Source organism: Streptomyces sp. NPDC001700, from assembly GCF_053596435.1.
This window is the reverse complement of sequence record NZ_JBSFGE010000030.1, coordinates 60,446-83,875: the sequence shown is the minus strand read 5'-3', so window position 1 is coordinate 83,875 and position 23,430 is coordinate 60,446. Positions and strand designations below refer to the sequence as shown.

Sequence of the window (23,430 nt, the reverse complement as noted above, 5' to 3'; positions counted from 1 at the left end):
TTACCGGCCGCCGTTGTAGGGCCCGTACGGCCCGTCCGAGCTGGAACCGCGGCCGCCGCCGGGCCAGCCGCGGCCACCGCCGGAGATCTGCCGCAGCGCCGGTCGTACGTCGACCATGTACACGATCGTCGCGATCAGCCCGATGATCGGCAGGAAGCTCATGATGCCCATGAAGAAGTTCACCGCGGCGGCGAGCCCCAGGATGATCATCCAGAACGGCTTGGTCTGCTTGTCCGCGGCCTTGTAGGCGTCCTGGCGGCGGATCACCGAGTCGACGAAGGCGAACAGGCTGAACAGGAGAAGGCCCCAGGAGACCCAGTACAGCAACTCGCCGAAACCTTGCACCAGCACGCTGTCCACCGCCTAGAAGAGACGCTGAGAGATAAGTAAGAGGGATGAGCGTTACGGGCCACCGTACCCGCTGACGGGGCCGGGCACGCCACGTGCGTACCCGGCCCCTTTGTGCGCCCCCGACAAAACCCTGACCTCAGTGGGACGGCTTGCTGGGGTCCGTCTTCTTGGCGGTGGCGGTGGTGGTCTTCTTGGCCGGGGCCTTCTTCGCCGGGGCGGCCGGCTTGGCCGTGGCCTTCGGGGCCTCCTTGGAGGAGTCCACCGAGACCGGCTGCGCCGGAGCCTTCGGCTGGCTCTTCTCCTCCGCCGGCTCGATCGCCGAGGCGATGTCGACGACCTCGTCGGCCGCCTCGCCGCGCCAGGTCTTCACGACCTCCTGGCCGTGCTCGGCGACCTCGTCGTACCGCTCCCGCGCCTTGACGGCCAGCTCGGCGGCGCGGCCGACGCCCTGGAGGGCCAGGTCCTGCGCCGAGTCCCGGAGCCGCTTGAGGTCGGTGTCCAGGGAGCCCAGCACCTCGTTCAGCTTGCCCTGGGCGTCCTTCGCCTGCTGGGTGACCCGGTCCTGAACGGCCTTCGGGTCGGTGTTGCGCACCTGGTTGAAGCGGTCGGGGGCCTCCGCGACGATCTTCTCGACCAGCGTCGGCACCTCCCTGAGCTTCTGGGCGGCGAGGTCGGCCGTGCCCGCCACGAAGTAGAGCGGGGTCGGGTCGGTGAGGGTCTTGCGTACGTCGTCGGTGATGGCCATGGTGCTGGTCCTCCCGGATCAGTTCGAGGGTGTGGCGACGTCGGCGTCGGCGGGGGTGTCGTCCGAGGCGATCCCGTGTCCGTTCTCCTTGCGGAAGGAGTCGTAGATCTGGAGCAGCACCTGCTTCTGCCGCTCGTTGATCGTGGGATCGGCGAGTACCACGCTGCGCACCTCGGTCTCTTCCCGATCGCGCTCATCGAGGATCCCCGCCTGTACGTACAGGGTCTCGGCGGATATCCGCAGCGCCTTCGCGAGCTGCTGGAGGATCTCCGCGCTCGGCTTGCGCAGACCGCGCTCGATCTGGCTGAGGTACGGGTTGGACACCCCGGCGGCGTCGGCCAGCTGCCGCAGCGAGAGCTGGGCATTGCGCCGCTGCTCCCGCAGGAAGTCGCCGAGGTTGCCGACGTTCAGTGATGCCATGTCTTCGATGCTGCACCAGGAGTGCTAACTATTGCAAGCAAGGTGCTTGCAAGAGTGGCGTGTGCCACGTGACGCCGGTCCGTCGCGTGGCACTCGGCGGTGTCAGCTCTGGGCGCTGCGGGCCAGGTCGGACAGGCTGAAGGTCTCGTTCGCGGGCGGGGCCTGTACGGTGATCGGCTTGTTGATGTCCAGGAAGGTCATCGTCACATCGAGGCGGCCCTTGTCGGCGTCGCCGCGCATGCGGAAGCGCTTGGTGTGGCTGTCCTGGTCGATCCACATGTCCATGTCCAGGTGGTCGATGCCCGACTCCTCGTACGTCTTGAGGGCCTTCTCGCGGCTCGCGCGCTTCGCGGACTTCTCGTCCTTGAGGCTCGCGCGCATCTGGTCGACGGTGACCGTGCCGCGGTAGTGGGTGGTCCGGACGCCGTCGACGGTTTCGGAGCCGATGCGCCGCAGGTCGTCGGCGTCGGAGAGGAAGGCGGACTCGTCGGCCGGGTTGGTCTTCGCCCGGCCCGAGAGCGAGCCCGCGCCCTGGGAGCCGGATCCGCGCTTCTCCAGCTCCTTGGCGTCCAGCGCGAGCCAGCGCTTGCCGTCCAGCTCGGGGAGGTCACTGTCGCCGCCCATCCCGGCGGCCACCGCGCTGCCGCCCAGGTACATGACGCCGCCGGTGAGCCGGTACTCCACCGTCCCCGCCTTGCCCCCGTCGAGCGCGCGCATCTTCATCCGGGCCACGGGCGGGTCGAAGGCCATCGCGCCCTCGCCCTCGACGCGTCCCTCGTCGAGGGTCTGGCCGGTCATCCGGTAGCGGAGCGAGGTCAGCTTGTCCGTCTTCTTCGCCGCCGCCCGCACGGCCGCCGCCGGTGCCATGCGCGGCTCCTTCTCCTTCGCCGCCCGGTGCGCGCGCTTGCCGCCGCCGGACTCCGCCGAGCCGCACCCCACCGCCCCGGCGCACAGCAGTACGGCGGCGAGTGCCGCGGCCCCCGCGCCGCGGCGCCTGTTGTCCGGTCCGGTGCGCACGAAGATGCCCATATACCCCACCCCTTATGGAACTTGTGTTCGTTCCTGATCGATGTCGGGACATTAGCGCACGGGCGCGGAACCGGGTGCGGCATGTGGCGCCGTCCCCTTGTCACCGACCCACCGACCCGCTCTCACCGACCCGTTGTCGTACCCCCGTGGTCGAATGAGGGAGGACGACGCGACGGCGGGAGGCGGCGGATGTCTCAGGGGAGCGGTGTGGTGGGGGTGCGGCTGGAGCCGTGGGCGGACACCCCGTCCCACCTCGAGCTGCTGCGGCGCAACAACAGCCCGGAGATGATGAAGCACCTGGGCGGGCCGGAGACCGAGGAGCAGGTGGCGGCGCGCCATCGGCGCTATGCGGAGCTGCCCGGGCGGGGCGGCGGTCGGATGTACCGGATCGTGCTGGCGCGGGAGGCCGAGGTGGTGGGCGTCATCGGCTTCTGGGAGCGGGAGTGGCGCGGGGAGACGGTCTACGAGACGGGCTGGGGCGTGCTGCCGCCGCATCAGGGCCGGGGCATCGCGGCGGCGGCCGCCCGGGAGGTCGCGCGCGCCGCGGCCGCGGAGGGCGCCCACCGCCAGCTGCACGCCTATCCGTCGGTCGGCCACCCCGCGTCGAACGGGGTGTGCCGCAAGGCCGGGTTCACGCTGCTCGGCGAGTGCGACCTCGAGTATCCGGCGGGCTCCCTCATCCGGTGCAACGACTGGCGGCTGGAGCTGCGTAGTGCACCGCCAGACCGGAGCGCCCCGGCATGACGCCGGGCCGCAGTACCAGGTTCTCGTCGTAGTCCCCGCCGTTCTGGCGGCGGAAGGGGATCGGGGCGGCGGTCGGCAGTGTGGCGAGCCGTTCCCGCAGCGCGGCGGCCTGGTCCGGGTACTCCTCGGCGGAGAGCCGGTCCGCGCCGTAGACGACGTGCGGCGGCAGGACGGACATGCCGCTGTACCAGAGCGTCCCGTGCTGGAGCGGGAACAGCAGGTGCTCGATGTCGCCGTTGACGCCGCGCGGGCCGAGCCCCGCCTCGCGGGCCCCGGCGGTGAGCAGGACCATGGCGCGCTTTCCGGCCAGCTTGCCGTCGCCGTAGCGCAGGGTGCGGCCGTCGGGGCCGGTGACGCCGAAGGCGAAGCCCTTCACGAAGACGCGGTCGAACCAGCCCTTGAGGATGGCGGGCATCCCGTACCACCACAGCGGGAACTGCACGATCAGCGCGTCGGCCCAGGCGATCTTCTCCTGCTCGGCGCGGATGTCCTCGCTCAGCGTCCCGGCGTCGTAGGCGTCGTGCGACGAGGCGCCGACGATCAGGCGGTCCCCGCCGTCGTGCCGGAAGTCGGCGCCGTCCACGACCGGGTTCCAGCGCATGGCGTAGAGGTCGGACACCCGGCACTCATGGCCCAGCTCCCGCAGGGCGCGCACGCCCTCGTCGCGCAGGGAGCCGCTGAGGGAGCGCGGTTCGGGGTGGGCGAATATCCACAGCACGTTCATACCGGCCAGCGTCGCAACGCGGCGGCGGGGGCGACGAGTGGCCGGATGGCCAGGATGTGTGAGGATCTGGCCAGTGCCCGCTGGGGCACGGCCGCGACGCCGCCCACGGCACGCGTCAGGCGTTGACCAGGGCCTCGATGCCGTCGAGGGTCCGCGCCAGGCCGAAGACGAACTCGTCGTCCGGACCGCCCGGGGTCTCCAGCTCGCCCACCGCGAGGGCCGCGGTCACCGCGGGGAAGCGCTCGGCGTCCGTCACCTTGCCCAGCAGCCGGGCCCAGGACGCCATCGACTGCTCGGTGCCGTCCCCGGTGCGCTCGGCGGCCGCCGCGAGATCCGCGGACAGCCGCGCCTCGTTCCGTACGAAGCCGGTGACCAGCAGCAGCACGGAGATCTTCGCGCCCTCGCTCAGGCGCGTATCGCGCAGGCAGGCCAGCGCGCGCTCCATCCAGGCCACCGAGTTGGGGGTCGAGGGCGGCGCGCTGGTCGGGATGCGCAGCACCCAGGGGTTGCGGTGGAAGGCGGCGCGCAGCGACCAGGCCCAGGTGGTGAGTCCCGCCCGCCAGTCCTCGTCCGGGGCCGGGCCGGGCGGGGGCGCGCCGAAGGCGGCGTCCTCCATCAGCAGCAGCAGTTCGTCCTTGGCCGCGACATAGCGGTACAGCGACATCGTGGAGACGCCGAGGTCGGCCGCGACCCGGCTCATGGAGACCGCCCCGAGGCCGTCGGAGGCGGCCAGCCTCACCGCAGCGTCGACGATCCGGTCCAGGGTCAGCCCCGGTTTGGGCCCCTTGGTGCGGCGCTCGCGCAGCCCCCACGCGGCCGCGATGCCCGCGGGCAGCCCGCTGCCGCTGCCGTTGCCGTTCTCCTCGATGGCCATTGGCCGTAAGCCCTCCGTGACGCCGCGCCGTTGACCGCCATCCTAGAACTGTGTATACCTTACGCAGTAGTGCGTATGGCATACGCAGAAGAGAGAACGGGGTACCCATGACCACGAAACCGGCCATCGAGGCGACCGGCCTCGCGAAGTCCTACGGGGCGGTGACGGTCCTCGCGGGCATCGATCTGTCCGTCGCGCGCGGCAGCGTCTTCGCGCTGCTCGGCCCGAACGGCGCGGGCAAGACCACGACCGTGCGCATCCTGTCCACGCTCACCTCCCCGGACGCGGGCCACGCCCGGGTGGCCGGGTACGACGTCGTAAGCGACCGCGCCCGCGTACGCCGCGCCATCAGCCTCACCGGCCAGTACGCGGCGGTCGACACGATGCAGACCGGCGAGGAGAACCTGCGCATGATGGGGCGGCTGAGCGGTCTCGGCCGCGCCGAGGCCCGGGGCCGGGCGCGGGAGCTGCTGGAGCGGTTCGGCCTCACCGACGCGGCCCGCCGCACCGCCGGTACGTACTCCGGCGGGATGCGCCGCCGCCTCGACCTCGCCGCCGGGCTGGTCGGCCGACCCGAGGTGATCTTCCTGGACGAGCCGACGACCGGGCTCGACCCGCGCAGCCGCCAGGCCATGTGGGACGTCGTCAGGGGGCTGGCCGACGACGGGGTGACGGTCTTCCTGACCACCCAGTACCTGGAGGAGGCCGACCAGCTGGCGGACCGCGTCGCGGTGGCCGACGGCGGCCGGGTGGTCGCCGAGGGCACCTCCGGCGAGCTGAAGCGGCAGGTCGCCGGGGAGCGGCTGGACCTGGTGCTCACCGACGCCGACGCGTTCGCGGAGACCGCCCGGCGCCTGGGCGTACGGCTCGTGCACAGCGACGCCGACCGGCTGACGCTGGGCGTCGCCACCGACGGGGACGCCGCACACGTCCGCGCGCTGCTCGACGAGGTCGACCCCGACCGCCGCGCCGTGCGCCGGTTCGCCGTGCGCGGCGCCACGCTCGACGACGTCTTCCTGGCCCTGACCGGCCACGGCGGCACCACGAGCCGGAAGGAGACCGCCGGTGTCTGACGCGATCGTCCTGACCGGCCGTGCCGTCCGGCTGAGCAGGCGCAACCTCGACGCGGTGCTCACCGCGATGCTGCTGCCCGTCCTGCTGATGCTCGTCTTCGTCTACTTCTTCGGCGGCGCGATCGACACCGGCACGGACACCGGGTACGTGACCTATGTGGTCCCCGGCGTGATGCTGCTGTGCGCCGGATTCGGCTCGGCCAGCACCGCGGTCACCGTCACCGACGACATGGCGGGCGGCATCATCGACCGCTTCCGCTCGCTGGACGTCTCCGGCACCGCCCTGGTGGCCGGTCATGTGGCCGCGAGCGTGCTGCGCAACACGGTCGCGACCACCATCGTCTTCGGCGTCGCCTTCCTGATCGGCTTCCGCCCGGACGCGGGCCCGCTCGACTGGCTCGCCGTGGCGGGCATCCTGCTGGCGTTCATCCTCGCGATCTCCTGGCTCTCGGCCTGCTTCGGCCTGATCGCCAGGACCCCGGAGGCCGCGGGCGGGTTCACGTTCCTGATGATGTTCCTGCCGTACCCCAGCAGCGCGTTCGTGCCGATCGACACCATGCCCGGCTGGCTGCACGGCTTCGCCGCCCATCAGCCCGTCACCCCGGTGATCGAGGCGCTGCGGGCGCTGCTGCTTGACCAGCCGGTGGGGGACAGCGGCTGGCAGGCGCTGGCCTGGTGCGGCGGGATCCTGGCGGTCGCGGTCGCCCTGTCCGGGATGCTGTTCCGCCGCCGTACGGCCTGAAACCCTACGAGCCTCCGTACGGCCGCGCCGCGCGCGCCGTGCGGAGGGCGTCGGCCCACCAGACGAGCTGGTCGAGCAGAGCCGTGGCGGCGGTGTCGGGGCCCTTCGGGTCGGTCAGCGCGCCGTCCGCGCCGAAGGCCTCCCAGGCGCTGTGGAAGCTGACCGTGTCGCGCACGGTCACCGCGTGCACCTCGGCGAAGACGGGCCGCAGATGCTCGACGGCGCGCAGACCGCCCGACATGCCGCCGTACGAGACGAAGCCGACCGGCTTCGCCTGCCACTGGCTGTAGTGCCAGTCGATCGCGTTCTTCAGCGGGGCGGGATAGCTGTGGTTGTACTCGGGGGTGACGACGGCGAACGCGTCCGCCGCGTCCAGGCGGGGCGTCACGGCCTCCAGCGCCGAGGCGTCCTTAGGGCCGGGGCGGTGGGTGAGGGACGGCGGGAGCGGGGTGTCGGCCAGGTCGACGACGTCCACGCTCATGTCGTCGCGCAGTGCGGCGCGGCCGGTGAACCAGTTGGCGACCTTGGGCCCGAAGCGGCCCTCGCGGGTGCTGCCGACGATGACGGCGAGCCGGATGGGAGCGGTGGAGACGGTGGTCGCGGTAGTCGTGGTTGCGGTAGTCATGAGAAGAGCCTCGGACTTAAACAAAGGTTGAAGTCAAGCTACCCTCGGCAGCATGACGCACCTCACCTGGAAGACCCACGAGCTGACGGTCGGCGAGCTGTCCCAGCGCAGCGGAGTCCCCGCCTCCGCGCTGCGGTTCTACGAGCGCGAGGGCCTCATCCACAGCAGCCGCACCTCCGGCAACCAGCGCCGCTACACCCGCGACACGCTCCGCCGGGTGGCCTTCGTCCGCTCCTCGCAGCGGGTCGGCATCCCGCTGTCGAGGATCCGGGGCGTGCTGTCGCTCTTCCCCGACGACCACGTCCTGACCAAGGAGGACTGGGCCCGGATCTCGGAGTGCTGGCGCACCGACCTCACCGAGCGCATCGAGCAGCTGCAGAACCTCCGCGACCACCTCACCGACTGCATCGGCTGCGGCTGCCTGTCGATCGACAAGTGCGCCCTGGCCAACCCCTACGACCAGCTGGGCGAACAGGGCGCGGGCGCCCGCCGCCTGCTCAAGTCCAGCTGCTGAGCGGCTGTTGGGCACCTGTTGAGCGTCTCAGAACATGTCCGGGCACCATGGCCGCCGCCCCGCGCGCAGCAGGGTGTCGGCCAGGGACGCGGCGCCCGGGCGGTTCTCCTCGGCCCGGCCGAGGGCGGTGAGGCGGGTCATGGACTCGTCGCCCAGCCATACGGTGCCCAGCTCGCCGATGTCCATGGTCAGGTCGGCCGCGCGGGTGGTGGGCACGCAGGTGGCGCCGTCCGGGGTCGCGTCCAGGTGGTAGCGGCCGCCCGCCAGACCGGCGGAGTCGCGCAGGTCGAGGACGAGTGAGCCGGACGCCGGATACGTACGGGTCTCCAGCAGGACGGGTACGTCCAGCGGGCGCAGCCACAGGAAGTCGGCGTGGGTGGTGGTCTGGGCCGCCCGGGGGTCGCCGAGGAACAGCGGGAGCAGGTCGTCCGGGGCGCGGGGGCCGGTGGCGATGTGGAGGACCCAGTCGATGGAGCACAGGAAGTGCCACAGGGCGCGCTCGGCCGCCGGGCTGACGCCGATCAGGCTGAGGACCGTGGCGGTGTCCTGCGGCCGCTTGTTGCCCTCCCACCGGTCGTCCACGGTGAAGGCGAGCAGGCCGTCGACGGTGCCGTCGGGGGAGCGGTAGAGGACGTAGAACGGTTCGTTGGTCCAGCCGTCGCCCGGGAAGCGGAGCAGGCCGGTGTTCACGCGCCACCAGCGCTCGGTGCGGTCGACGTAGCCGTGCTGCCGGGCGCGCAGCCGCTCGTGCAGGGCGGGGCCCAGCTGCCGTATCTCGTCGGCGTCGGCGTAGTCGACCCTGCCGCCGCACGCGGGTCCGGAGTAGCGCGGGTCGATACCGGCGCGGGCGACGTCCACCGTCCACTGGGTGACCCAGGTGGCCGGGCCGAAGCCGTACCGCCCGTAGATCGGGTACTCGGCGGCGATCAGCGTGGCCACCGCGTCGCCCCGCTCCTTGGCCGCCCGCAGGTCGTGCTCCATCATCCGGCTGAGCAGGCCCCGGCGGCGGTGGGTGGGCGACACGGTGACGTTGCTGATCGCGTCGGCCGCCACATCGGCGCCGCCGACCGCCGTCAGCCGCTGTTCGAAGCTGCGGAAGGTGGCGACGCAGCGGTCCCCCTCGTACGCCCCCTGGGTGCGGTCCAGGTCGAAGCCCGACCGCCGAACCTCCACCTCCTCCTTGGAGACGTCCGGCGGGCGCAGAAAGCCGGTGTGCAGCGCGCGGATCCAGCCGGGGACGTCGGAGTCATCGAGGGAGGTGCGGATGTGGGCGGCCATGCGGCCACGCTAGGCGGCCGTGGTCGCCCGTCGCATCCGAATTTTTGTCCACAGGCTGTGGATATCCGGTACGGCGGCTGCGCGAGCAGGTACGGCGGCTAGGCGAGCAGGTCGTCTACCTGGGCCTCGCCCTCGCGGTACCGGCGCGCGATCTCGGCGCCGCACTGGTCGGCGGTGCGCTGGAGCCCCTGCCGCCGCCGGGACACCTGCTGCTCGTACCCCTCCAGGCGGCCCATCGCGCCGTGCAGCTCCTCGTCCGTGCGCGCCGGGAGGTCGGAGAGGCCGACCTCGGCCAGCATCTCCTCGGCCAGCCGCTCGCACTCCGCGCTGTGCGGGGTCCCGAGCGTCACATGGCGGGCCGAGGTGCGGTGCCGGGACGGTACGTCCGCCAGGATCTCGGGGAGCAGATCCACCAGCTCCACCAGATCCGTGGGGTCGGCCGGTGGCCCGCCCGCTGTCGCGGGCGTCCCCGCGCGGCGTCGGCGCAGCTCGGCGCGGAGGATGTCGATCCGGCCGTGCAGCAGTCTGCGCACATAGCTCAGGTCCGCCTCCTCGCGCTGCGCGGAGCGGCGCCGCGCGCGCAGTTCCGTCAGCCGCAGACCGCCCATCGTCCCTGTCCCCGCTGTCGCTGCCCCCGCTGCCGCCGCCCCCGTCGTCGCCGATACGGTCGCGGCGTCCGCCAGCCGTCCGCCGCGCTGGCTCGGCGGTCGCGCCGGCAGCGGGCTCTCGGTGGCCATGGCCCGCTCGGTGCCCGGTGTGATCATTCTTGTCCCGTCCCCTCCAGCGATGCGCCATTCCCGCAGTTCCTGCCCAACTGCACCGCCTGCACGCATCGTGCCACTCCGAATGGCCCCTGTGCAGTGGCGGTCCACCCGATCGGCCCCGATGGGCGCAGGGCATGATGGTCGGTATGCGTGCTGTGGTACAGAGAGTGGACGGGGCGAGCGTCGTCGTGGACGGCGAGACGACCGGGGAGGTCGTCGGTCAGGGGCTGTGCGTCCTGGTCGGGGTGACGCATGACGACACTCCGGAGAAGGCGGCCCAGCTGGCCCGCAAGCTGTGGTCGTTGCGCATCCTGCCGGGTGAGAAGTCCTGCTCGGACCTGGGCGCCCCGCTGCTGGTCATCAGCCAGTTCACGCTGTACGGGGACGCCCGCAAGGGCCGCCGTCCCACCTGGCACGCGGCGGCGCCGGGCGAGGTCGCCGAACCGCTGGTGGACGAGGTGGTGGCGCGGCTGCGCGAGCTGGGCGCCCAGGTGGAGACGGGCCGGTTCGGAGCGGACATGAAGGTCTCGCTCACGAACGACGGCCCGTTCACGGTGATCGTCGAGGTGTAGCGGACCCCGCTAGGGCTCCACGACCGTCTCCTGCGAGGCGGCCGTGGTGTCCGCGATCAGCTCCGCGTCCACCGGTACGTTCCGCTTCACCAGCGCGAGCGCGATCGGCCCCAGCTCGTGGTGGCGGGCCGAGGAGGTGATGAAGCCGAGCTGACGGCCCTCCTCGCCGTCCTTGGCGAGCCGTATGGGCGCGCCGTGGCCCGGCAGCTTCACCTCGCTGCCGTCGAGGTGCAGGAAGACCAGCCGCCGTGGCGGCTTGCCCAGGTTGTGCACCCGGGCGACCGTCTCCTGGCCTCGGTAGCAGCCCTTCTGCAGATGGACGGCGGTGCCGATCCAGCCCAGCTCGTGCGGGATCGTCCGGTGGTCGGTCTCCAGGCCGATCCGGGGCCGGTGCGCCTCGACGCGCAGCGCCTCGTACGCCAGCACTCCGGCCGCCGGGCCGCTCGCCGCCGCGAACGACTCCAGTCCGGCGCGCGGCAGGAACAGATCGCGGCCGTGCGCGGTCTCGCGGGCGACGGCGGACCCGGGGGTCTCTGCGATGCTGCCCGCCGGGAGGTGGACGACCGCGTACTCCTCGGTGCGGTCCGCGACCTCGACCCGGTAGAAGAACTTCATGCTCTCCAGGTACGCGATCAGCTCGCCCTGGCTGCCGGGCTCCACATGGGCCCAGGTGGTCTCGCCGTCGTCGACGAGGTAGAGCGCGTGCTCGATGTGGCCGTGCGCGGACAGGATCAGCGCCTCGGTGGCCTCACCGGCGGGAAGCTCGCTGACGTGCTGGGTGAGCAGCAGATGCAGCCAGCTCAGCCGGTCGGCGCCGGTGACCGTGACCACGCCGCGGTGCGAGAGGTCCACGAATCCGGTGCCGTCGGCGAGCGCGCGCTGCTCGCGGAACAGGTCGCCGTAGTGGGCGGCGACGCCTTCGTCGGCGCCCTCGCCGGGGACGGCGCCGGGCAGCGACAGCAAAGGGCTCTTCATATGCTTCACCCTACGACCTGGCCGCCTGGCCTTCGCTGGAGTCCTCCGTCCGCTGCCCGGCGGAACACCGGGCGCAGCGGCCGAAGATGGCGAAATGCTTCATGTCGGTGTCGAAGCCGAAGGACGCCCGCAGCTGCCGGGTGAAGGACTCGGCGACCGAGATGTCGGCCTCGATCACCTCCGTGCAGTCCCGGCACACCAGATGGATGTGGTGGTGCCGGTCCGCGAGGTGGTACGTGGGGGCGCCGTGCCCGAGATGGGCATGGCTGACCAGACCCAGCTCCTCCAGCAGCTCCAGCGTGCGGTAGACGGTCGAGATGTTCACACCGCTCGCGGTACGGCGCACCTCGGTGAGGATGTCGTCCGGAGTGGCGTGCTCCAGGCTGTCGACGGCTTCGAGCACGAGCTGGCGTTGCGGGGTCAGCCGATAGCCGCGCTCCCGCAGGTCGGTCTTCCAGTCGGTGGTCGCCACGCTGCCAGTGTAGGCGGCATGACAGCCCCCCGGCTCAGCGGAAGAAGGCGATCCCGTCGTCCGGCAGGTCCTTGAGGTCCTTGGCCCACTCGCGCGGGTCGACGACCTTCTTCAGGTGCGCGGACATGTACGGGCGCAGCTCGACCTCGGGGGTGGCCTTCTCGCCGACCCACATCAGGTCGCTCTTGACGTAGCCGTACAGCCGCTTGCCGCCCGAGTACGGGCCCGAGGCGGAGGTGCGGGCCACGGCGTCGGTGGCCAGGTCGATCTGCGGCTTGCCGTCCGCCAGCTCGCCGTACCAGACCTCGACGACGCCCTGGTCGCGGATCATCACGACCTCGACCTTGCGGTTCTTGTCGATCCGCCAGTATCCGGACTCGCTCTCCAGCGGGCGGACCTTCTTGCCCTCCGAGTCCAGCACCCAGGTGTGCGAGATGTACTCGATGAAGTCGCGGCCGTCGTGGGTGAACGTCGCTTCCTGCCCGAAGTTGCACTTCTCGGCGCCGGGGAAGTCCGATACGCCGGCGCCTTCCCAGTTGCCGAGGAGGAAGGCCAGCGGCACCAGGTCCGGGTGGAGGTCGGAGGGAATCTCGATCATGGGTTCAGACGATCCGTCGCTAGGCGGGCTGGGGCGAGGGGGCGGCAGCGCTCAGCGCTGGCCCTGGTAGAGCTTCTTCCAGGTGAGCCCGACGAAACCGAGGCTGGCCACGATGACCAGCACCAACAGGATGGTGAAGACTGCCTCAAGCACGAGCTGCTCCTCGTAACGGATGACGGACCGGAACCGAGTCTAATCGCCGGACCGGCGAGCCTAGGCTGTGGGGCATGGCGAACAAGCTCGTGATCAAGGTGACGGCGGGCGCGGACGCGCCCGAGCGGTGCTCGCAGGCGTTCACGGTGGCGGCGGTGGCCGTGGCGAGCGGGGTCGAGGTCTCGCTGTGGCTGACCGGCGAGTCGGCGTGGTTCGCGCTGCCGGGCCGGGCGGCGGACTTCTCGCTGCCGCACGCGGCGCCGCTGCCGGAGCTGATCAACGGCATTCTGGCGAGCGGGACGATCACGGTGTGCAGCCAGTGCGCGGCGCGCCGGGAGATCGACGAGGCGGATCTGATCGAGGGCGCGCGGATCGCGGGGGCGCAGGTCTTCGTGAGCGAGATCATGCCGGACGGCGTGCAGGCGCTCGTGTACTGACCCCATGGGCCCGGCGCGTCCGCGACGGGGTCCAACGGATCCATGACGGCCTAGTGCCCCTGGTGCCGGTGGTGGTGCTCGTCCAGCTCCCGCCACCACCGGTCCGACTCCGGGTCCCCCGACTCGTCCCACCAGCGGTCCTGCGGACCCCGGCGGTTGGCGACGATGGCGGCCAGCGGCGGGATGACCATCGCGACGACGCACATCGCGACGGCGGCGGGGACGGACCACAGACGCACAAAGGCCCAGGCCGAGATGAAGAGCGTCAGACACGCGCCCATCAGGAAGAAGTATGCGTGGCGGCGTCGCGCGTACATATGGCCAGGATACGTCCGGGGCCGCCGCCCGGACAGACGGAAGGGCCGCACCCCGCCGAGGCGTCCAACCCCGGGATGCGGCCCTCACGCCGTGACGACGCGTGGTGGGCGTCAGACGGTGATGGCGACCTCCGCCAGACCGCCCTTCTGGGCGACGACCGTGCGGTCGGCCGTGCCGCCCGGGACCAGGGCGCGCAGCGTCCAGGTGCCCTCGGCGGCGTAGAAGCGGAACTGTCCGGTCGCGGAGGTGGGGACCTCGGCGGTGAACTCGCCCGTGCTGTCCAGGAGGCGCACGTAGCCGGTGACGGGCTCGCCGTCGCGGGTCACCTGGCCCTGGATCGTGGTCTCACCGGGCTTGATGGTCGAGGCGTCGGGGCCGCCTGTCTGCGCTCCACACATGTGTCTGTCCTTAACTTTCGGGGAGGAGAGGGGTTCAGCTGTTGGCGCCGAGCTCGATCGGCACGCCCACCAGCGAGCCGTACTCGGTCCAGGAACCGTCGTAGTTCTTGACGTTGGTCTGGCCGAGCAGCTCGTGCAGCACGAACCAGGTGTGCGCGGAGCGCTCACCGATGCGGCAGTAGGCGATGGTGTCCTTCGACAGGTCGACGCCCTCGCCCTCGTACAGCTCCTTGAGCTGCTCGTCGGACTTGAAGGTGCCGTCGTCGTTGGCCGACTTCGACCACGGGATGTTGCGGGCGCTGGGGACGTGGCCCGCGCGCTGCGACTGCTCCTGCGGGAGGTGGGCCGGGGCGAGCAGCTTGCCGGAGAACTCGTCGGGCGAGCGGACGTCGACGAGGTTCAGGCTGCCGATGGCCGCCACGACGTCGTCGCGGAAGGCGCGGATCGAGCTGTCCTGCTCCTGGGCCTTGTAGTCGGTCTTCTCGCGGGACGGGACCTCGGAGACCAGCTCGCGCGAGTCCAGCTCCCACTTCTTGCGGCCGCCGTCGAGGAGCTTCACGTCCCCGTGGCCGTAGAGCTTGAAGTACCAGTAGGCGTACGACGCGAACCAGTTGTTGTTGCCGCCGTAGAGGACGACGGTGTCGTCGTTGGCGATGCCCTTCTCGGACAGCAGCTTCTCGAAGCCCGCCTGGTCGACGAAGTCACGGCGCACCGGGTCCTGGAGGTCCTGCTTCCAGTCGATCCGGATGGCGTTCTTGATGTGGTTCGTGTCGTAGGCGGACGTGTCCTCGTCGACCTCGACGATGACCGTCTTGGGGTCATCGATGCGGGCCTCAACCCAGTCGGCGTCCACCAGGACGTCACTGCGGCTCATGTATCTCTCCTCCGGGGCAGTTGCGGCGGTACGGGCGCTCGACGCGCGGCGCTGCGCGGGGCCTGGTCGCGAGCGTACGAGCGGAGTGCGGGGCGGCCCGGCAGACGGGCCGGAGGGGGCGGGGCCGAAGCTGCGGCGGCCGGGCGCGCCCTCGTCTCAGACGGCGCGACAGAGCATGGCGGCGACGCGGCACAGGTCGACTGCCCGCCGCTTCGTGAGATCCGCCTGTCGCTTCATGCGTCCGATCGTAAGGACGGACGGGCGGGCATGTCACCGGCGTGTCGAATGATGAGACGCCAATGTCCGCGATGCGGACGCCGGGGGCCGCGAAAGGCCGCCCCGGGCGGCCGCCGGGGGTCCGGCGGCCGTCGTCATCCGTCATCGCGGACATGATCGTCTCGTTAGGTGGACACGAGAGAGGTCCTGCCGGACGGGTCAGCCCGTCAACGCGACGTTATTACCCGCGACCGAGACGTCTATGCCGTCCTTGTCGGTCTTCACCGTCTCCAGCCGCATGCCCTGCGGCATGCCGTCGATCTTCCGCTCGATGTCGGTGCGCTCGCGCACCTTGTCCTCCCACTGCGGGATGGAGCCGCCCGGGATGCGCTCGGCGTGCAGCTTGATCGTGTCCCCGTTGACGATCGTCACCTTGGAGCGGGCGCTGAGGGTGAAGCCCAGCAGGTTCCCGGTGATCTTGACCTGGTTGGCCCCCGCCGGGTCGTAGCTCACCGTGACCCCGGGGCCCGCGGCCTTGGAGAGGTCCGCGTAGGAGATATGGGCGGAGCCGGTGGCCTGGTTCGCGGTCGCCGACGAGAAGTTCCCGCCGATGCGGACGTTGTGGAGCTGGGCGTTCAGCTCGGAGACGCGGACGGTGGTCCCGCCGCCCGCGTCCGTCGTCAGCCCGTCCACCCCGACGTCGACCTCGTCCAGCTCCTTGCCCGCGATCTGGGTCAGGAACGGGAAGCCCTTGATGGAGACGTTGGGGGTGCTGGTCAGCCCCTGTGAGCTTTTGATCTTGTCGGCGGCCTTGGACTCCGCCATGGACACCGCCAGCCGGTCGGCCCCCACGAAGAGGCCGCCGAGTATCACGGCGACGATCAGTGTGATGCGTAGTGCGCGCATGTACGTAGATCCCCCAGGCTCTCGCTCAGGCCCTTGCCTGACGCAGCGAGCCTAACCGGAGCGGACGCTCAGGCGCGGGTGGTGTCAGACCAGTGCGCGACCCAGGACATAGACGGCGGGGGCGGCGGCCGCCAGGGGGAGGGCCACTCCGGCCGTCATGTGGACGAAGCGGGACGGGTAGTCGTACGCCGCGACCCGCAGCCCCACCAGCGCACAGGCCCCGGCCGCGAACCCCAGCGCGGCGGCGGTGGCGGTCCCGGTGCCGGTGAGGTGCCCGGCCCCGACGCCCGCTCCGGCCGCCGCGAGCAGCCCGAGGACGACGGCGGCGGGCGTCGGCAGCGGCAGCGCGCGGGCCAGCGCGCCCACGGCGACCGCGGTCGCGCCCACCACCACGGCGTCCGGCGACTCGGCGACCGCGGCCAGATGCCCGGCCGCGATCACGGTGATGGCGGTCGAGGCGACCGCGGCGGTCAGCCCGTACAGCCGCTCGTCCGCCGAGGCGTGGCTGCGCAGCTGGAGGACGATCACCAGCAGCACCCAGACGCCGATCGTGCCGATGAGCACCGTCGGGGCGTGGACACGGCCGGTGGTGAGCAGGCCGACGTCGGCGGCGAGACCGCCCATGAATGCGAGCGCGATGCCCTGCCGGGCGGGCCACATGCCGTTCAGCCGGAACCAGCCCGCCGCCGTGACCGCCTGGAGCAGCGCCACGACCACGGCCACGGCGGGTGCGCCGAGCGGCGCGGTGACCGCGAGCAGGGCGGCGAGGACGGCGGTGAGGGCGGCCGGTTGCAGCCCGGGGTCGACGATCTGGGGGCGGCCCTCGGCGCGGGCCTTCTCGGCGGCGGTCATCGGCCGGTCGGGCGCGGGCGCGGGTGCGGCGGGCTCGGGCGCGGCGGGTGCGGCGGGTGCGGGCGCGGCGGGCGCGGGCTGCTGGGCGGCGTGCGCCGCCCGCTGCGGCTGCTGTGCCTGCTGCGCGGCCTGCTGATACGCGGCCTGCTGCTGCGCGTAGTGCTGCTGCGCATAGTGCTGCTGCTGGTCCCAGCCCGGTGCGTACTGCTGCTGCGGCTGCTGGCCCTGGTACCCCTGCTGCGCGGCGTACGGATCGGCGTAGGGCTGCTGATACGGCTGCTGGGGCTGGGGCTGCTGCTGGGCGTACGGCTCCTGCTGCGGATAGCCGTACCCGGGCTGCGCCTGGGGCTGCGCTCCGTACGGGTCGGCAGGCGGCTGCTGCTGTCCCTCGTACGGCGGCGGGTACGACCCGTACGGCCCATAGGGCTCGTACGGCTGGTGCGGATCGTGTGGCTGATGCGGCTGGTTGCTCATGACGTCGTACGTCACCCTCCTGCGAACGGCGGAAGCACCTCGACCGTGCCGCCCTCGGCCAGTTGGACCGTCTTGTGATCACGGGTGCCGACGGCCACGCCGTCGACCAGGAACGAACAGCGCAGCAGGACCCGGGCGAACTCCGGGCGCAGGGCGTGCCGCTCGCGCGCCGCGTCGAGCGCGTCGGCCAGCGTCGTCGCGGTGTACGGCTCCTCGGAGGTGCCCGCCGCCGCCCGGGCCGCGGCCCAGTACCGGATGGTTCCGGCGGGCGTTTCGTTCAGCGCCATCGCGTGTCCCTCTCCCGTCTTCTGCCGTCCTCCATGATGACGTGTGCGCGAGGGCCCCGAGGACGCGGTACGCCTAGGCCCTGTCCGGCGGATCTTCGCGGGGCCGCGACGCCTGGCACCGCACCTCGCTGCGTTGTCGGAGTCGTCCGAGTACGCCCGGTACGAGGACGATCCTCCGCCTTGCGATGTACGGCACCAGACGCCGCGGCCTGATCCACGAAGATCCGCCGGACAGGACCTAGGGGAAATTCCGGGCCGTATCCCGGCCTGCTCGCTTAGGGTTTCGGTGTGCTGGTCCGACTCATACGGGCGTATCTGCGGCCCTATACCCGAACGATCACCTTGATCGTGCTATTGCAGCTCGTACAGACCCTGGCGACCCTCTATCTGCCCGCGCTCAACGCCGACATCATCGACGACGGAGTGGTCAAGGGCGACACCGGCCGCATCCTCAGCCTCGGCGGTGTGATGATCGCCGTCACGCTGGTCCAGATCGTGTGCGCGATCTGCGCCGTCTACTTCGGCGCCCGCACCGCCATGGCGCTCGGCCGGGACATCCGGGCCGACGTCTTCGACCGGGTGCAGTCCTTCTCCGCCCGCGAGTTGGGCCGGTTCGGGGCGCCCTCGCTGATCACCCGCACCACCAATGACGTGCAGCAGGTGCAGATGCTGTGCCTGATGTCGTTCACGCTGATGGTGTCGGCGCCCATCATGTGCGTCGGCGGCATCGTCATGGCGCTGAACGAGGACGTGCCGCTGTCCGGGCTGCTGCTGCTGATCGTGCCGGTGCTGGGCATCGTCGTGACGCTCATCGTCCGCAGGATGCGCCCGCTGTTCCGGGTCGTCCAGGAGCGCATCGACACCGTCAACCGGGTGCTGCGCGAGCAGATCACCGGCATCCGGGTGATCCGGGCCTTCGTCCGCGATACGCACGAGCGGAAGCGGTTCACCGCCGCCAACGCCGAGCTGATGGACGTCTCGCTGCGGTCCGGGCGGCTGATGTCGCTGATGTTCCCCTCCGTGATGCTGGTGGTGAACGTGTCCAGCGTCGCCGTGGTGTGGGCCGGTGGGCACCGCATCGACAGCGGCGGGATGCAGATCGGCGCGCTGACCGCCTTCATCAGCTATCTCATGCAGATTCTGCAGTCGGTGATGATGGCCACCTTCATGTTCATGATGGTGCCGCGCGCCGAGGTGTGCGCCGAGCGCGTCCAGGAGGTGCTGGACACCGGGACCAGCGTCGTCCCGCCGCTGCGGCCGGTCGCGCCCCGCGCGTCCGAAGGCGGCGGCCGGGGGCTGCTGGAGCTGCGGGGCGTGGAGTTCCGCTATCCGGGCGCCGAGGAGCCCGTGCTGCGCGACATCTCGCTGACCGCCCACCCGGGCAGGACCACCGCCGTCATCGGCTCCACCGGCAGCGGCAAGTCCACCCTGATCGGGCTGGTGCCGAGGCTGTTCGACGCGACCGACGGCAGCGTCCGCCTCGACGGCGTGGACGTACGCGACCTCGACCCCGAGGTGATGTCCCGGTCCATCGGCCTCGTACCGCAGAAGCCGTACCTCTTCTCCGGCACCGTCGCCTCCAACCTGCGCTACGGCAATCCGGACGCCACCGACGACGAGCTGTGGCAGGCCCTGGAGACCGCCCAGGCCCGGGATTTCGTGGAGGTCATGGAGGGCGGTCTCCAGGCGCCCATCGCGCAGGGCGGCTCCAATGTCTCCGGCGGGCAGCGGCAGCGGCTGGCGATCGCACGCGCCCTGGTGCTCAAGCCGTCCGTCTATCTCTTCGACGACTCCTTCTCGGCGCTCGACTACGCCACCGACGCCCGGCTGCGGGCGGCGCTGGCGGATGAGACCGGGAACGCGACCGTTGTCATCGTCGCCCAGCGCGTGTCCACCATCCGCGGCGCCGACCGGATCGTGGTCCTGGACGAGGGCCGCGTCGTCGGCAGCGGCACCCACAGCGAGCTGATGGACGGCAACCAGACCTACCGGGAGATCGTGCTCTCCCAGCTCACCGAGCAGGAAGCCGCATGAGCCATACCTCTCCCGCACCCCGCAGGGGTCCCGCGCCGGCCGCCGGGCCCGGCCGCTTCATGGGCGGCCAGCCCGTCGAGAAGTCCATGGACTTCCGCGGCTCAGGGCGCCGTCTGCTGGGCTCGCTGCGCCCCGAGCGCGGCATCGCCTTCGCCGTGCTCGCCCTGTGCACGGTCAGCATCACGCTGACCGTGCTGGGTCCCAAGGTGCTCGGCCACGCCACCGACCTGATCTTCGCGGGCATCATCGGACGGCAGCTCCCGGACGGCGCCACCAAGGCCGAGGCCGTCCAGCATCTGCGCGACGGCGGCCAGGACACCCTGGCCGACATGGTCGCGTCGATGAACGTGACGCCCGGCCAGGGCATCGACTTCGGCGCCGTCGGAACCGTCCTGCTGTGGGCGCTGGGCCTCTACCTCGCGGCCTCACTCCTCAACCTGATCCAGGCGCGGGTGGCCACGAGCATCGTCCAGCGCGCGGTCTTCCGGCTGCGCGAGGACGTCGAACACAAGCTGGCGCGGCTGCCGCTGTCGTACTTCGACAAGCAGTCGCGCGGCGAGGTGCTGTCGCGGACCACCAACGACATCGACAACATCCAGCAGACGCTGCAGCAGACCCTCAGCCAGATCATGGCCTCGCTGCTGACCCTCGTCGGCGTGCTGGCCATGATGTTCTGGATCTCGCCGCTGCTGGCGCTGGTCGCGCTGGTCACCGTCCCGGTGTCGGTGGTGGTCGCGACGCGGGTCGGCAAGCGCGCCCAGCCGCAGTTCGTGCAGCAGTGGATGACCACGGGCAAGCTCAACGCCCATATCGAGGAGATGTACACCGGCCACGCGCTGGTCAAGGTCTTCGGGCGGGAGCGGCAGTCCGCCGAGGTGTTCCGTGTCCATAACGACAAGCTGTACGAGGCGGGCTTCCGCGCCCAGTTCATCTCCGGGCTCATCCAGCCCGCGATGACGTTCATCGGGAACCTCAACTACGTACTGGTCGCCGTGGTCGGCGGGCTGCGGGTGGCGAGCGGGGCGCTGTCGATCGGCGACGTCCAGGCGTTCGTCCAGTACTCCCGGCAGTTCAGCCAGCCGCTCACCCAGGTCGCGTCCATGGCCAACATGGTCCAGTCGGGCGTCGCCTCCGCCGAGCGCGTCTTCGAGCTGCTGGACGCGGACGAGCAGACCCCGGACCCGGTGGGCCCGGTGGGGCCGCGGACCGTGCTCGGCCAGGTCGAGTTCGAGGACGTCGCCTTCCGCTACCAGCCTGACACACCCCTCATCGACGGGCTCTCACTGTCGGTGAGCCCCGGCCAGACCGTGGCCATCGTCGGCCCGACCGGCGCGGGGAAGACCACCCTGGTCAATCTGCTGATGCGGTTCTACGAGGTCAGCGGCGGACGCATCACGCTCGACGGCGTCGACATCGCCACCATGCCGCGCGAGGAGCTGCGCTCCCACATCGGCATGGTCCTCCAGGACACCTGGCTGTTCGGCGGCACGATCGCGGAGAACATCGCGTACGGGGCGGAGGGCGCCTCCCACGAGGCGATCGTGGAGGCGGCGAAGGCCACCCATGTGGACCGCTTCGTCCGCACCCTGCCGGACGGCTACGACACGGTGATCGACGAGGAGGGGGCCAATGTCAGCGTCGGCGAGAAGCAGCTGATCACCATCGCCCGCGCCTTCCTCTCCGGGCCGTCCATCCTGGTCCTGGACGAGGCGACCAGCTCCGTCGACACCCGCACCGAGGTCCTCATCCAGCACGCGATGGCCTCGCTGCGCACCGGCCGCACCAGCTTCGTGATCGCCCACCGGCTCTCCACGATCCGCGACGCGGACGTGATCCTGGTGATGGAGTCGGGCCGCATCGTGGAGCAGGGCAGCCATGACGCGCTGGTGGCGGCGGAGGGCGCGTACGCCCGGCTGTACGCGGCCCAGTTCGCGGAGCCGGTGGCCGAGCCGGAGTAGCGCCTGCTGGGACCGGGTCCTCAGGCCTTGGTGAGAGCCCACTCCGCGACCCGGTCCAGCAGCTCCGCCGGGGCCGCCGTCTCCGCGTGGCCGAAGCCCGGCTCGATCCACAGGTCGGCGTACGCCGGGTCGGCCGCCGCCATCAGCATCCGCGGATGGTCCAGCGGGAAGTACGGGTCCCGGTCGCCGTGCACGATCAGCAGCGGCGTCGGCGCGATCCGGGGGACGGCCGCGACCGGCGGCAGCGGCTCCGCGCTCCAGCCCCGGCCGTCGATCCGGGTCCGCAGCCCGTAGCGGGAGACCAGCCGACCGGTCGGCCGGGTGACCGCCCAGTGGACGCGGCGCATCGGGGCCGTCCCCCGGTAGTACCAGCGGGCGGGCGCGCTCACCGAGACGACCGCGTCCGCCGCCGCCGTGTGCGCCCCCGTGCGCCCCTCGCGCTCCTCATGTTTCCCGTCCGGATCCGGCTGATTCTGCTTGTTCTGGGCGGCCAGCGCCGCGTGGCGGAGCACCACCGAGCCGCCCATCGAGAAGCCGACCGTGCTCACCCGCCGGTGGCCCAGCGTCCGCGCCCAGCGCACCGCGGCCGCGAGGTCCAGCACCTCCCGGTCGCCCACGGTGGACCGTCCGCCGGACCGGCCATGGCCCCGGAACGAGAACGTGATCACGGCCGTACGCTGCGTGAAGGCCGACGCCACCCGGCGCAGCGCGGGCCGCTCCAGGGCGCCGGTGAAACCGTGCGCGACGACGATCACAGGGGCCCCGGCGGATAGCCCACCGGCCGCCCGGGAAGGCTCGTAACGGGCCTCGATGGGGACCCCGTCCTCGGTGAGCAGCGTGGCTCTCCGGGCGCCCGCGGCAGCCGGGGAAAGAGAACGACGAGCAGATTCAGCCTCTCCACCGGGTGTCATGTGGGTTATTCTGCTGGGTGAAGGATCCGGGCAATGTCGCCCCCGGGTCCTTTTGTGCTTTCAGGGGCACTGTGCGCGTTTGAGCGTAAGCACGCGCGGATGCCCCCGAGGTGCGAGCAGACCGTACGAAGCAGTAGCCGCAGACTCCCCCGGGCGGTAGCCCGGGAGGTGCCCCCTCTCGCAAGGGACCGAGGAGGAAACCGAGGCAATGGGCGAGCGAAGCGTGCACAACATCACGATCACGGCCGGGGCGGGTGGTGGACGATGAGTTCCCTCCTGCTGCTGACCAACGCACTCCAGCCCTCGACGGAGGTGCTCCCCGCCCTCGGCCTCCTGCTGCACAGCGTGCGGGTCGCCCCCGCGGAGGGCCCGGCCCTGGTGGATACCCCGGGAGCCGACGTCATCCTGATCGACGGCCGCCGCGATCTGCCGCAGGTGCGCAGCCTGTGCCAGCTGCTGCGGTCGACGGGACCCGGCTGTCCGCTGGTCCTGGTGGTGACCGAGGGCGGTCTCGCCGCCGTCACCGCCGACTGGGGCATCGACGACGTACTGCTGGACACCGCGGGCCCGGCCGAGGTCGAGGCCCGGCTGCGGCTGGCCATGGGCCGCCAGCAGATCACCACCGACGACAGCCCGATGGAGATCCGCAACGGCGATCTGTCGGTGGACGAGGCCACGTACAGCGCCAAGCTGAAGGGGCGGGTGCTCGACCTCACCTTCAAGGAGTTCGAGCTGCTGAAGTACCTCGCGCAGCACCCCGGCCGGGTCTTCACCCGGGCGCAGCTGCTGCAGGAGGTCTGGGGCTACGACTACTTCGGCGGTACGCGCACGGTCGACGTCCACGTACGGCGGCTGCGGGCCAAGCTGGGCCCGGAGCACGAGTCGCTGATCGGGACCGTCCGTAACGTCGGCTACCGCTTTGTCACGCCGGAGAAAGTCGAGCGGGCCGAGCGGGCCGCCGAGGAGGCCCGGGCCAGGAACGCGGCCCGGGACACGGCCCGGGAGGCGGCCCGGGACACCGGCTCAGGTCCGGCGGGCGGAGCCCAGCGGTCCGGAGCGGAACCGGGCCCCGCACGACCGGTCAAGACCTAGCTGGACCCGCGTAGACTGCG

The 23,430-nt window shown here is 71.4% G+C and carries 29 protein-coding genes; 9 read left to right on the top strand and 20 right to left on the bottom strand.

The features are described from left to right. From ACWC5C_RS36475 to ACWC5C_RS36460, 4 genes are all read right to left on the bottom strand, one after another. Entirely contained in the window at positions 1–351 is a 351-nt protein-coding gene (locus ACWC5C_RS36475) for a DUF2516 family protein (protein WP_385446751.1), read from the bottom strand. Between the two features lie 136 nt (positions 352–487). Further along, positions 488–1,096: a hypothetical protein gene (locus ACWC5C_RS36470; RefSeq protein ID WP_450882693.1), complete on the bottom strand. Its 609-nt coding sequence runs from the start codon at positions 1,094–1,096 to the stop codon at positions 488–490. A gap of 18 nt (positions 1,097–1,114) precedes the next feature. Further along, complete coding sequence (locus ACWC5C_RS36465) at positions 1,115–1,516, bottom strand: helix-turn-helix domain-containing protein (RefSeq protein ID WP_450882692.1); 402 nt, start codon at positions 1,514–1,516, stop codon at positions 1,115–1,117. A 102-nt stretch (positions 1,517–1,618) separates the two neighbouring features. Next, positions 1,619–2,545, bottom strand: a complete 927-nt coding sequence (locus tag ACWC5C_RS36460; RefSeq protein WP_450882690.1) for a DUF1396 domain-containing protein — start codon at positions 2,543–2,545, stop codon at positions 1,619–1,621. A 189-nt stretch (positions 2,546–2,734) separates the two neighbouring features. Here ACWC5C_RS36460 and ACWC5C_RS36455 point away from each other — a divergent pair, with 189 nt between their 5' ends. Beyond that, complete coding sequence (locus tag ACWC5C_RS36455) at positions 2,735–3,289, top strand: GNAT family N-acetyltransferase (RefSeq protein WP_385446755.1); 555 nt, start codon at positions 2,735–2,737, stop codon at positions 3,287–3,289. Here ACWC5C_RS36455 and ACWC5C_RS36450 read toward each other — a convergent pair. Together ACWC5C_RS36450 and ACWC5C_RS36445 are read right to left on the bottom strand one after the other, a co-directional pair. Next, positions 3,222–4,013 carry an NAD(P)H-dependent oxidoreductase gene (locus ACWC5C_RS36450; RefSeq protein ID WP_450882688.1) on the bottom strand — a complete coding sequence of 264 codons (792 nt, stop codon included), beginning with the start codon at positions 4,011–4,013 and terminating at the stop codon, positions 3,222–3,224. The genes ACWC5C_RS36455 and ACWC5C_RS36450 overlap by 68 nt on opposite strands. A gap of 115 nt (positions 4,014–4,128) precedes the next feature. Then, a complete protein-coding gene (locus tag ACWC5C_RS36445) occupies positions 4,129–4,887 on the bottom strand; it encodes a TetR/AcrR family transcriptional regulator (protein ID WP_450882686.1) in 759 nt (252 codons plus the stop codon). Positions 4,888–4,994: 107 nt separating this feature from the next. On the opposite strand from ACWC5C_RS36445, the gene ACWC5C_RS36440 reads away from it, so the two are divergent. Continuing rightward, a complete protein-coding gene (locus ACWC5C_RS36440; RefSeq protein WP_450882684.1) occupies positions 4,995–5,960 on the top strand; it encodes an ATP-binding cassette domain-containing protein in 966 nt (321 codons plus the stop codon). Continuing rightward, a complete protein-coding gene (locus ACWC5C_RS36435) occupies positions 5,953–6,702 on the top strand; it encodes an ABC transporter permease (RefSeq protein ID WP_450882682.1) in 750 nt (249 codons plus the stop codon). The genes ACWC5C_RS36440 and ACWC5C_RS36435 overlap by 8 nt, the downstream gene beginning before the upstream one ends. Positions 6,703–6,706: 4 nt before the next feature. Here ACWC5C_RS36435 and ACWC5C_RS36430 read toward each other — a convergent pair whose 3' ends face one another. Beyond that, positions 6,707–7,327 carry an NADPH-dependent FMN reductase gene (locus ACWC5C_RS36430; RefSeq protein WP_450882680.1) on the bottom strand — a complete coding sequence of 207 codons (621 nt, stop codon included), beginning with the start codon at positions 7,325–7,327 and terminating at the stop codon, positions 6,707–6,709. Between the two features lie 52 nt (positions 7,328–7,379). Here ACWC5C_RS36430 and soxR point away from each other — a divergent pair, with 52 nt between their 5' ends. After that, positions 7,380–7,841 (top strand): redox-sensitive transcriptional activator SoxR, encoded by a 462-nt coding sequence (gene soxR, locus ACWC5C_RS36425; protein WP_450882678.1) that lies wholly within the window; start codon positions 7,380–7,382, stop codon positions 7,839–7,841. Positions 7,842–7,868: 27 nt separating this feature from the next. Here soxR and ACWC5C_RS36420 read toward each other — a convergent pair whose 3' ends face one another. Then, entirely contained in the window at positions 7,869–9,119 is a 1,251-nt protein-coding gene (locus ACWC5C_RS36420; RefSeq protein WP_450882676.1) for a GNAT family N-acetyltransferase, read from the bottom strand. A gap of 98 nt (positions 9,120–9,217) precedes the next feature. Next, positions 9,218–9,883, bottom strand: coding sequence for an RsiG family protein (locus ACWC5C_RS36415; RefSeq protein WP_450882674.1), 666 nt, complete (start codon positions 9,881–9,883; stop codon positions 9,218–9,220). 146 nt (positions 9,884–10,029) lie between these two features. Between ACWC5C_RS36415 and dtd the strand changes: the two genes are divergently transcribed. Continuing rightward, positions 10,030–10,455, top strand: a complete 426-nt coding sequence (gene dtd / locus ACWC5C_RS36410; protein WP_450882672.1) for a D-aminoacyl-tRNA deacylase — start codon at positions 10,030–10,032, stop codon at positions 10,453–10,455. 9 nt (positions 10,456–10,464) lie between these two features. On the opposite strand, the gene ygfZ is transcribed toward dtd, so the two are convergent. From ygfZ to ACWC5C_RS36395, 3 genes are read right to left on the bottom strand one after another with little or no spacing between them, the layout of a single operon-like run. After that, on the bottom strand, positions 10,465–11,430 hold the full coding sequence (gene ygfZ, locus ACWC5C_RS36405) for a CAF17-like 4Fe-4S cluster assembly/insertion protein YgfZ (RefSeq protein ID WP_450882670.1): 966 nt from the start codon (positions 11,428–11,430) through the stop codon (positions 10,465–10,467). 10 nt (positions 11,431–11,440) lie between these two features. Continuing rightward, positions 11,441–11,902, bottom strand: coding sequence for a Fur family transcriptional regulator (locus ACWC5C_RS36400; RefSeq protein WP_450882668.1), 462 nt, complete (start codon positions 11,900–11,902; stop codon positions 11,441–11,443). A 34-nt stretch (positions 11,903–11,936) separates the two neighbouring features. Beyond that, on the bottom strand, positions 11,937–12,500 hold the full coding sequence (locus ACWC5C_RS36395) for an FABP family protein (RefSeq protein WP_385446767.1): 564 nt from the start codon (positions 12,498–12,500) through the stop codon (positions 11,937–11,939). A gap of 227 nt (positions 12,501–12,727) precedes the next feature. On the opposite strand from ACWC5C_RS36395, the gene ACWC5C_RS36390 reads away from it, so the two are divergent. Further along, complete coding sequence (locus tag ACWC5C_RS36390; RefSeq protein WP_450882666.1) at positions 12,728–13,090, top strand: DsrE family protein; 363 nt, start codon at positions 12,728–12,730, stop codon at positions 13,088–13,090. A 50-nt stretch (positions 13,091–13,140) separates the two neighbouring features. Here ACWC5C_RS36390 and ACWC5C_RS36385 read toward each other — a convergent pair whose 3' ends face one another. The 7 genes from ACWC5C_RS36385 to ACWC5C_RS36355 form a co-directional block, all read right to left on the bottom strand. Continuing rightward, positions 13,141–13,407, bottom strand: coding sequence for a DUF3099 domain-containing protein (locus tag ACWC5C_RS36385; RefSeq protein WP_385446769.1), 267 nt, complete (start codon positions 13,405–13,407; stop codon positions 13,141–13,143). 111 nt (positions 13,408–13,518) lie between these two features. After that, positions 13,519–13,806: a DUF1416 domain-containing protein gene (locus ACWC5C_RS36380; RefSeq protein ID WP_361490272.1), complete on the bottom strand. Its 288-nt coding sequence runs from the start codon at positions 13,804–13,806 to the stop codon at positions 13,519–13,521. Positions 13,807–13,840: 34 nt separating this feature from the next. Continuing rightward, entirely contained in the window at positions 13,841–14,680 is an 840-nt protein-coding gene (locus ACWC5C_RS36375; protein ID WP_450882663.1) for a sulfurtransferase, read from the bottom strand. 156 nt (positions 14,681–14,836) lie between these two features. Then, positions 14,837–14,917, bottom strand: a complete 81-nt coding sequence (locus ACWC5C_RS36370; RefSeq protein WP_350962106.1) for a putative leader peptide — start codon at positions 14,915–14,917, stop codon at positions 14,837–14,839. 198 nt (positions 14,918–15,115) lie between these two features. Further along, entirely contained in the window at positions 15,116–15,802 is a 687-nt protein-coding gene (locus ACWC5C_RS36365) for an LmeA family phospholipid-binding protein (protein ID WP_385446771.1), read from the bottom strand. An 84-nt stretch (positions 15,803–15,886) separates the two neighbouring features. Then, a complete protein-coding gene (locus tag ACWC5C_RS36360) occupies positions 15,887–17,128 on the bottom strand; it encodes a hypothetical protein (RefSeq protein ID WP_450882661.1) in 1,242 nt (413 codons plus the stop codon). An 11-nt stretch (positions 17,129–17,139) separates the two neighbouring features. Next, positions 17,140–17,415, bottom strand: coding sequence for a MoaD/ThiS family protein (locus ACWC5C_RS36355; protein WP_450882659.1), 276 nt, complete (start codon positions 17,413–17,415; stop codon positions 17,140–17,142). 288 nt (positions 17,416–17,703) lie between these two features. On the opposite strand from ACWC5C_RS36355, the gene ACWC5C_RS36350 reads away from it, so the two are divergent. Beyond that, positions 17,704–19,449, top strand: coding sequence for an ABC transporter ATP-binding protein (locus ACWC5C_RS36350; protein ID WP_450882657.1), 1,746 nt, complete (start codon positions 17,704–17,706; stop codon positions 19,447–19,449). Next, positions 19,446–21,407: an ABC transporter ATP-binding protein gene (locus tag ACWC5C_RS36345; protein ID WP_450882655.1), complete on the top strand. Its 1,962-nt coding sequence runs from the start codon at positions 19,446–19,448 to the stop codon at positions 21,405–21,407. The genes ACWC5C_RS36350 and ACWC5C_RS36345 overlap by 4 nt, the downstream gene beginning before the upstream one ends. Before the next feature lie 20 nt (positions 21,408–21,427). Here ACWC5C_RS36345 and ACWC5C_RS36340 read toward each other — a convergent pair whose 3' ends face one another. Beyond that, on the bottom strand, positions 21,428–22,318 hold the full coding sequence (locus tag ACWC5C_RS36340) for an alpha/beta hydrolase (protein ID WP_450882653.1): 891 nt from the start codon (positions 22,316–22,318) through the stop codon (positions 21,428–21,430). Positions 22,319–22,582: 264 nt separating this feature from the next. Between ACWC5C_RS36340 and ACWC5C_RS36335 the strand changes: the two genes are divergently transcribed. Then, positions 22,583–23,410, top strand: coding sequence for a response regulator transcription factor (locus tag ACWC5C_RS36335; protein WP_450882651.1), 828 nt, complete (start codon positions 22,583–22,585; stop codon positions 23,408–23,410). The last annotated feature ends 20 nt before the right edge of the window (positions 23,411–23,430 follow it).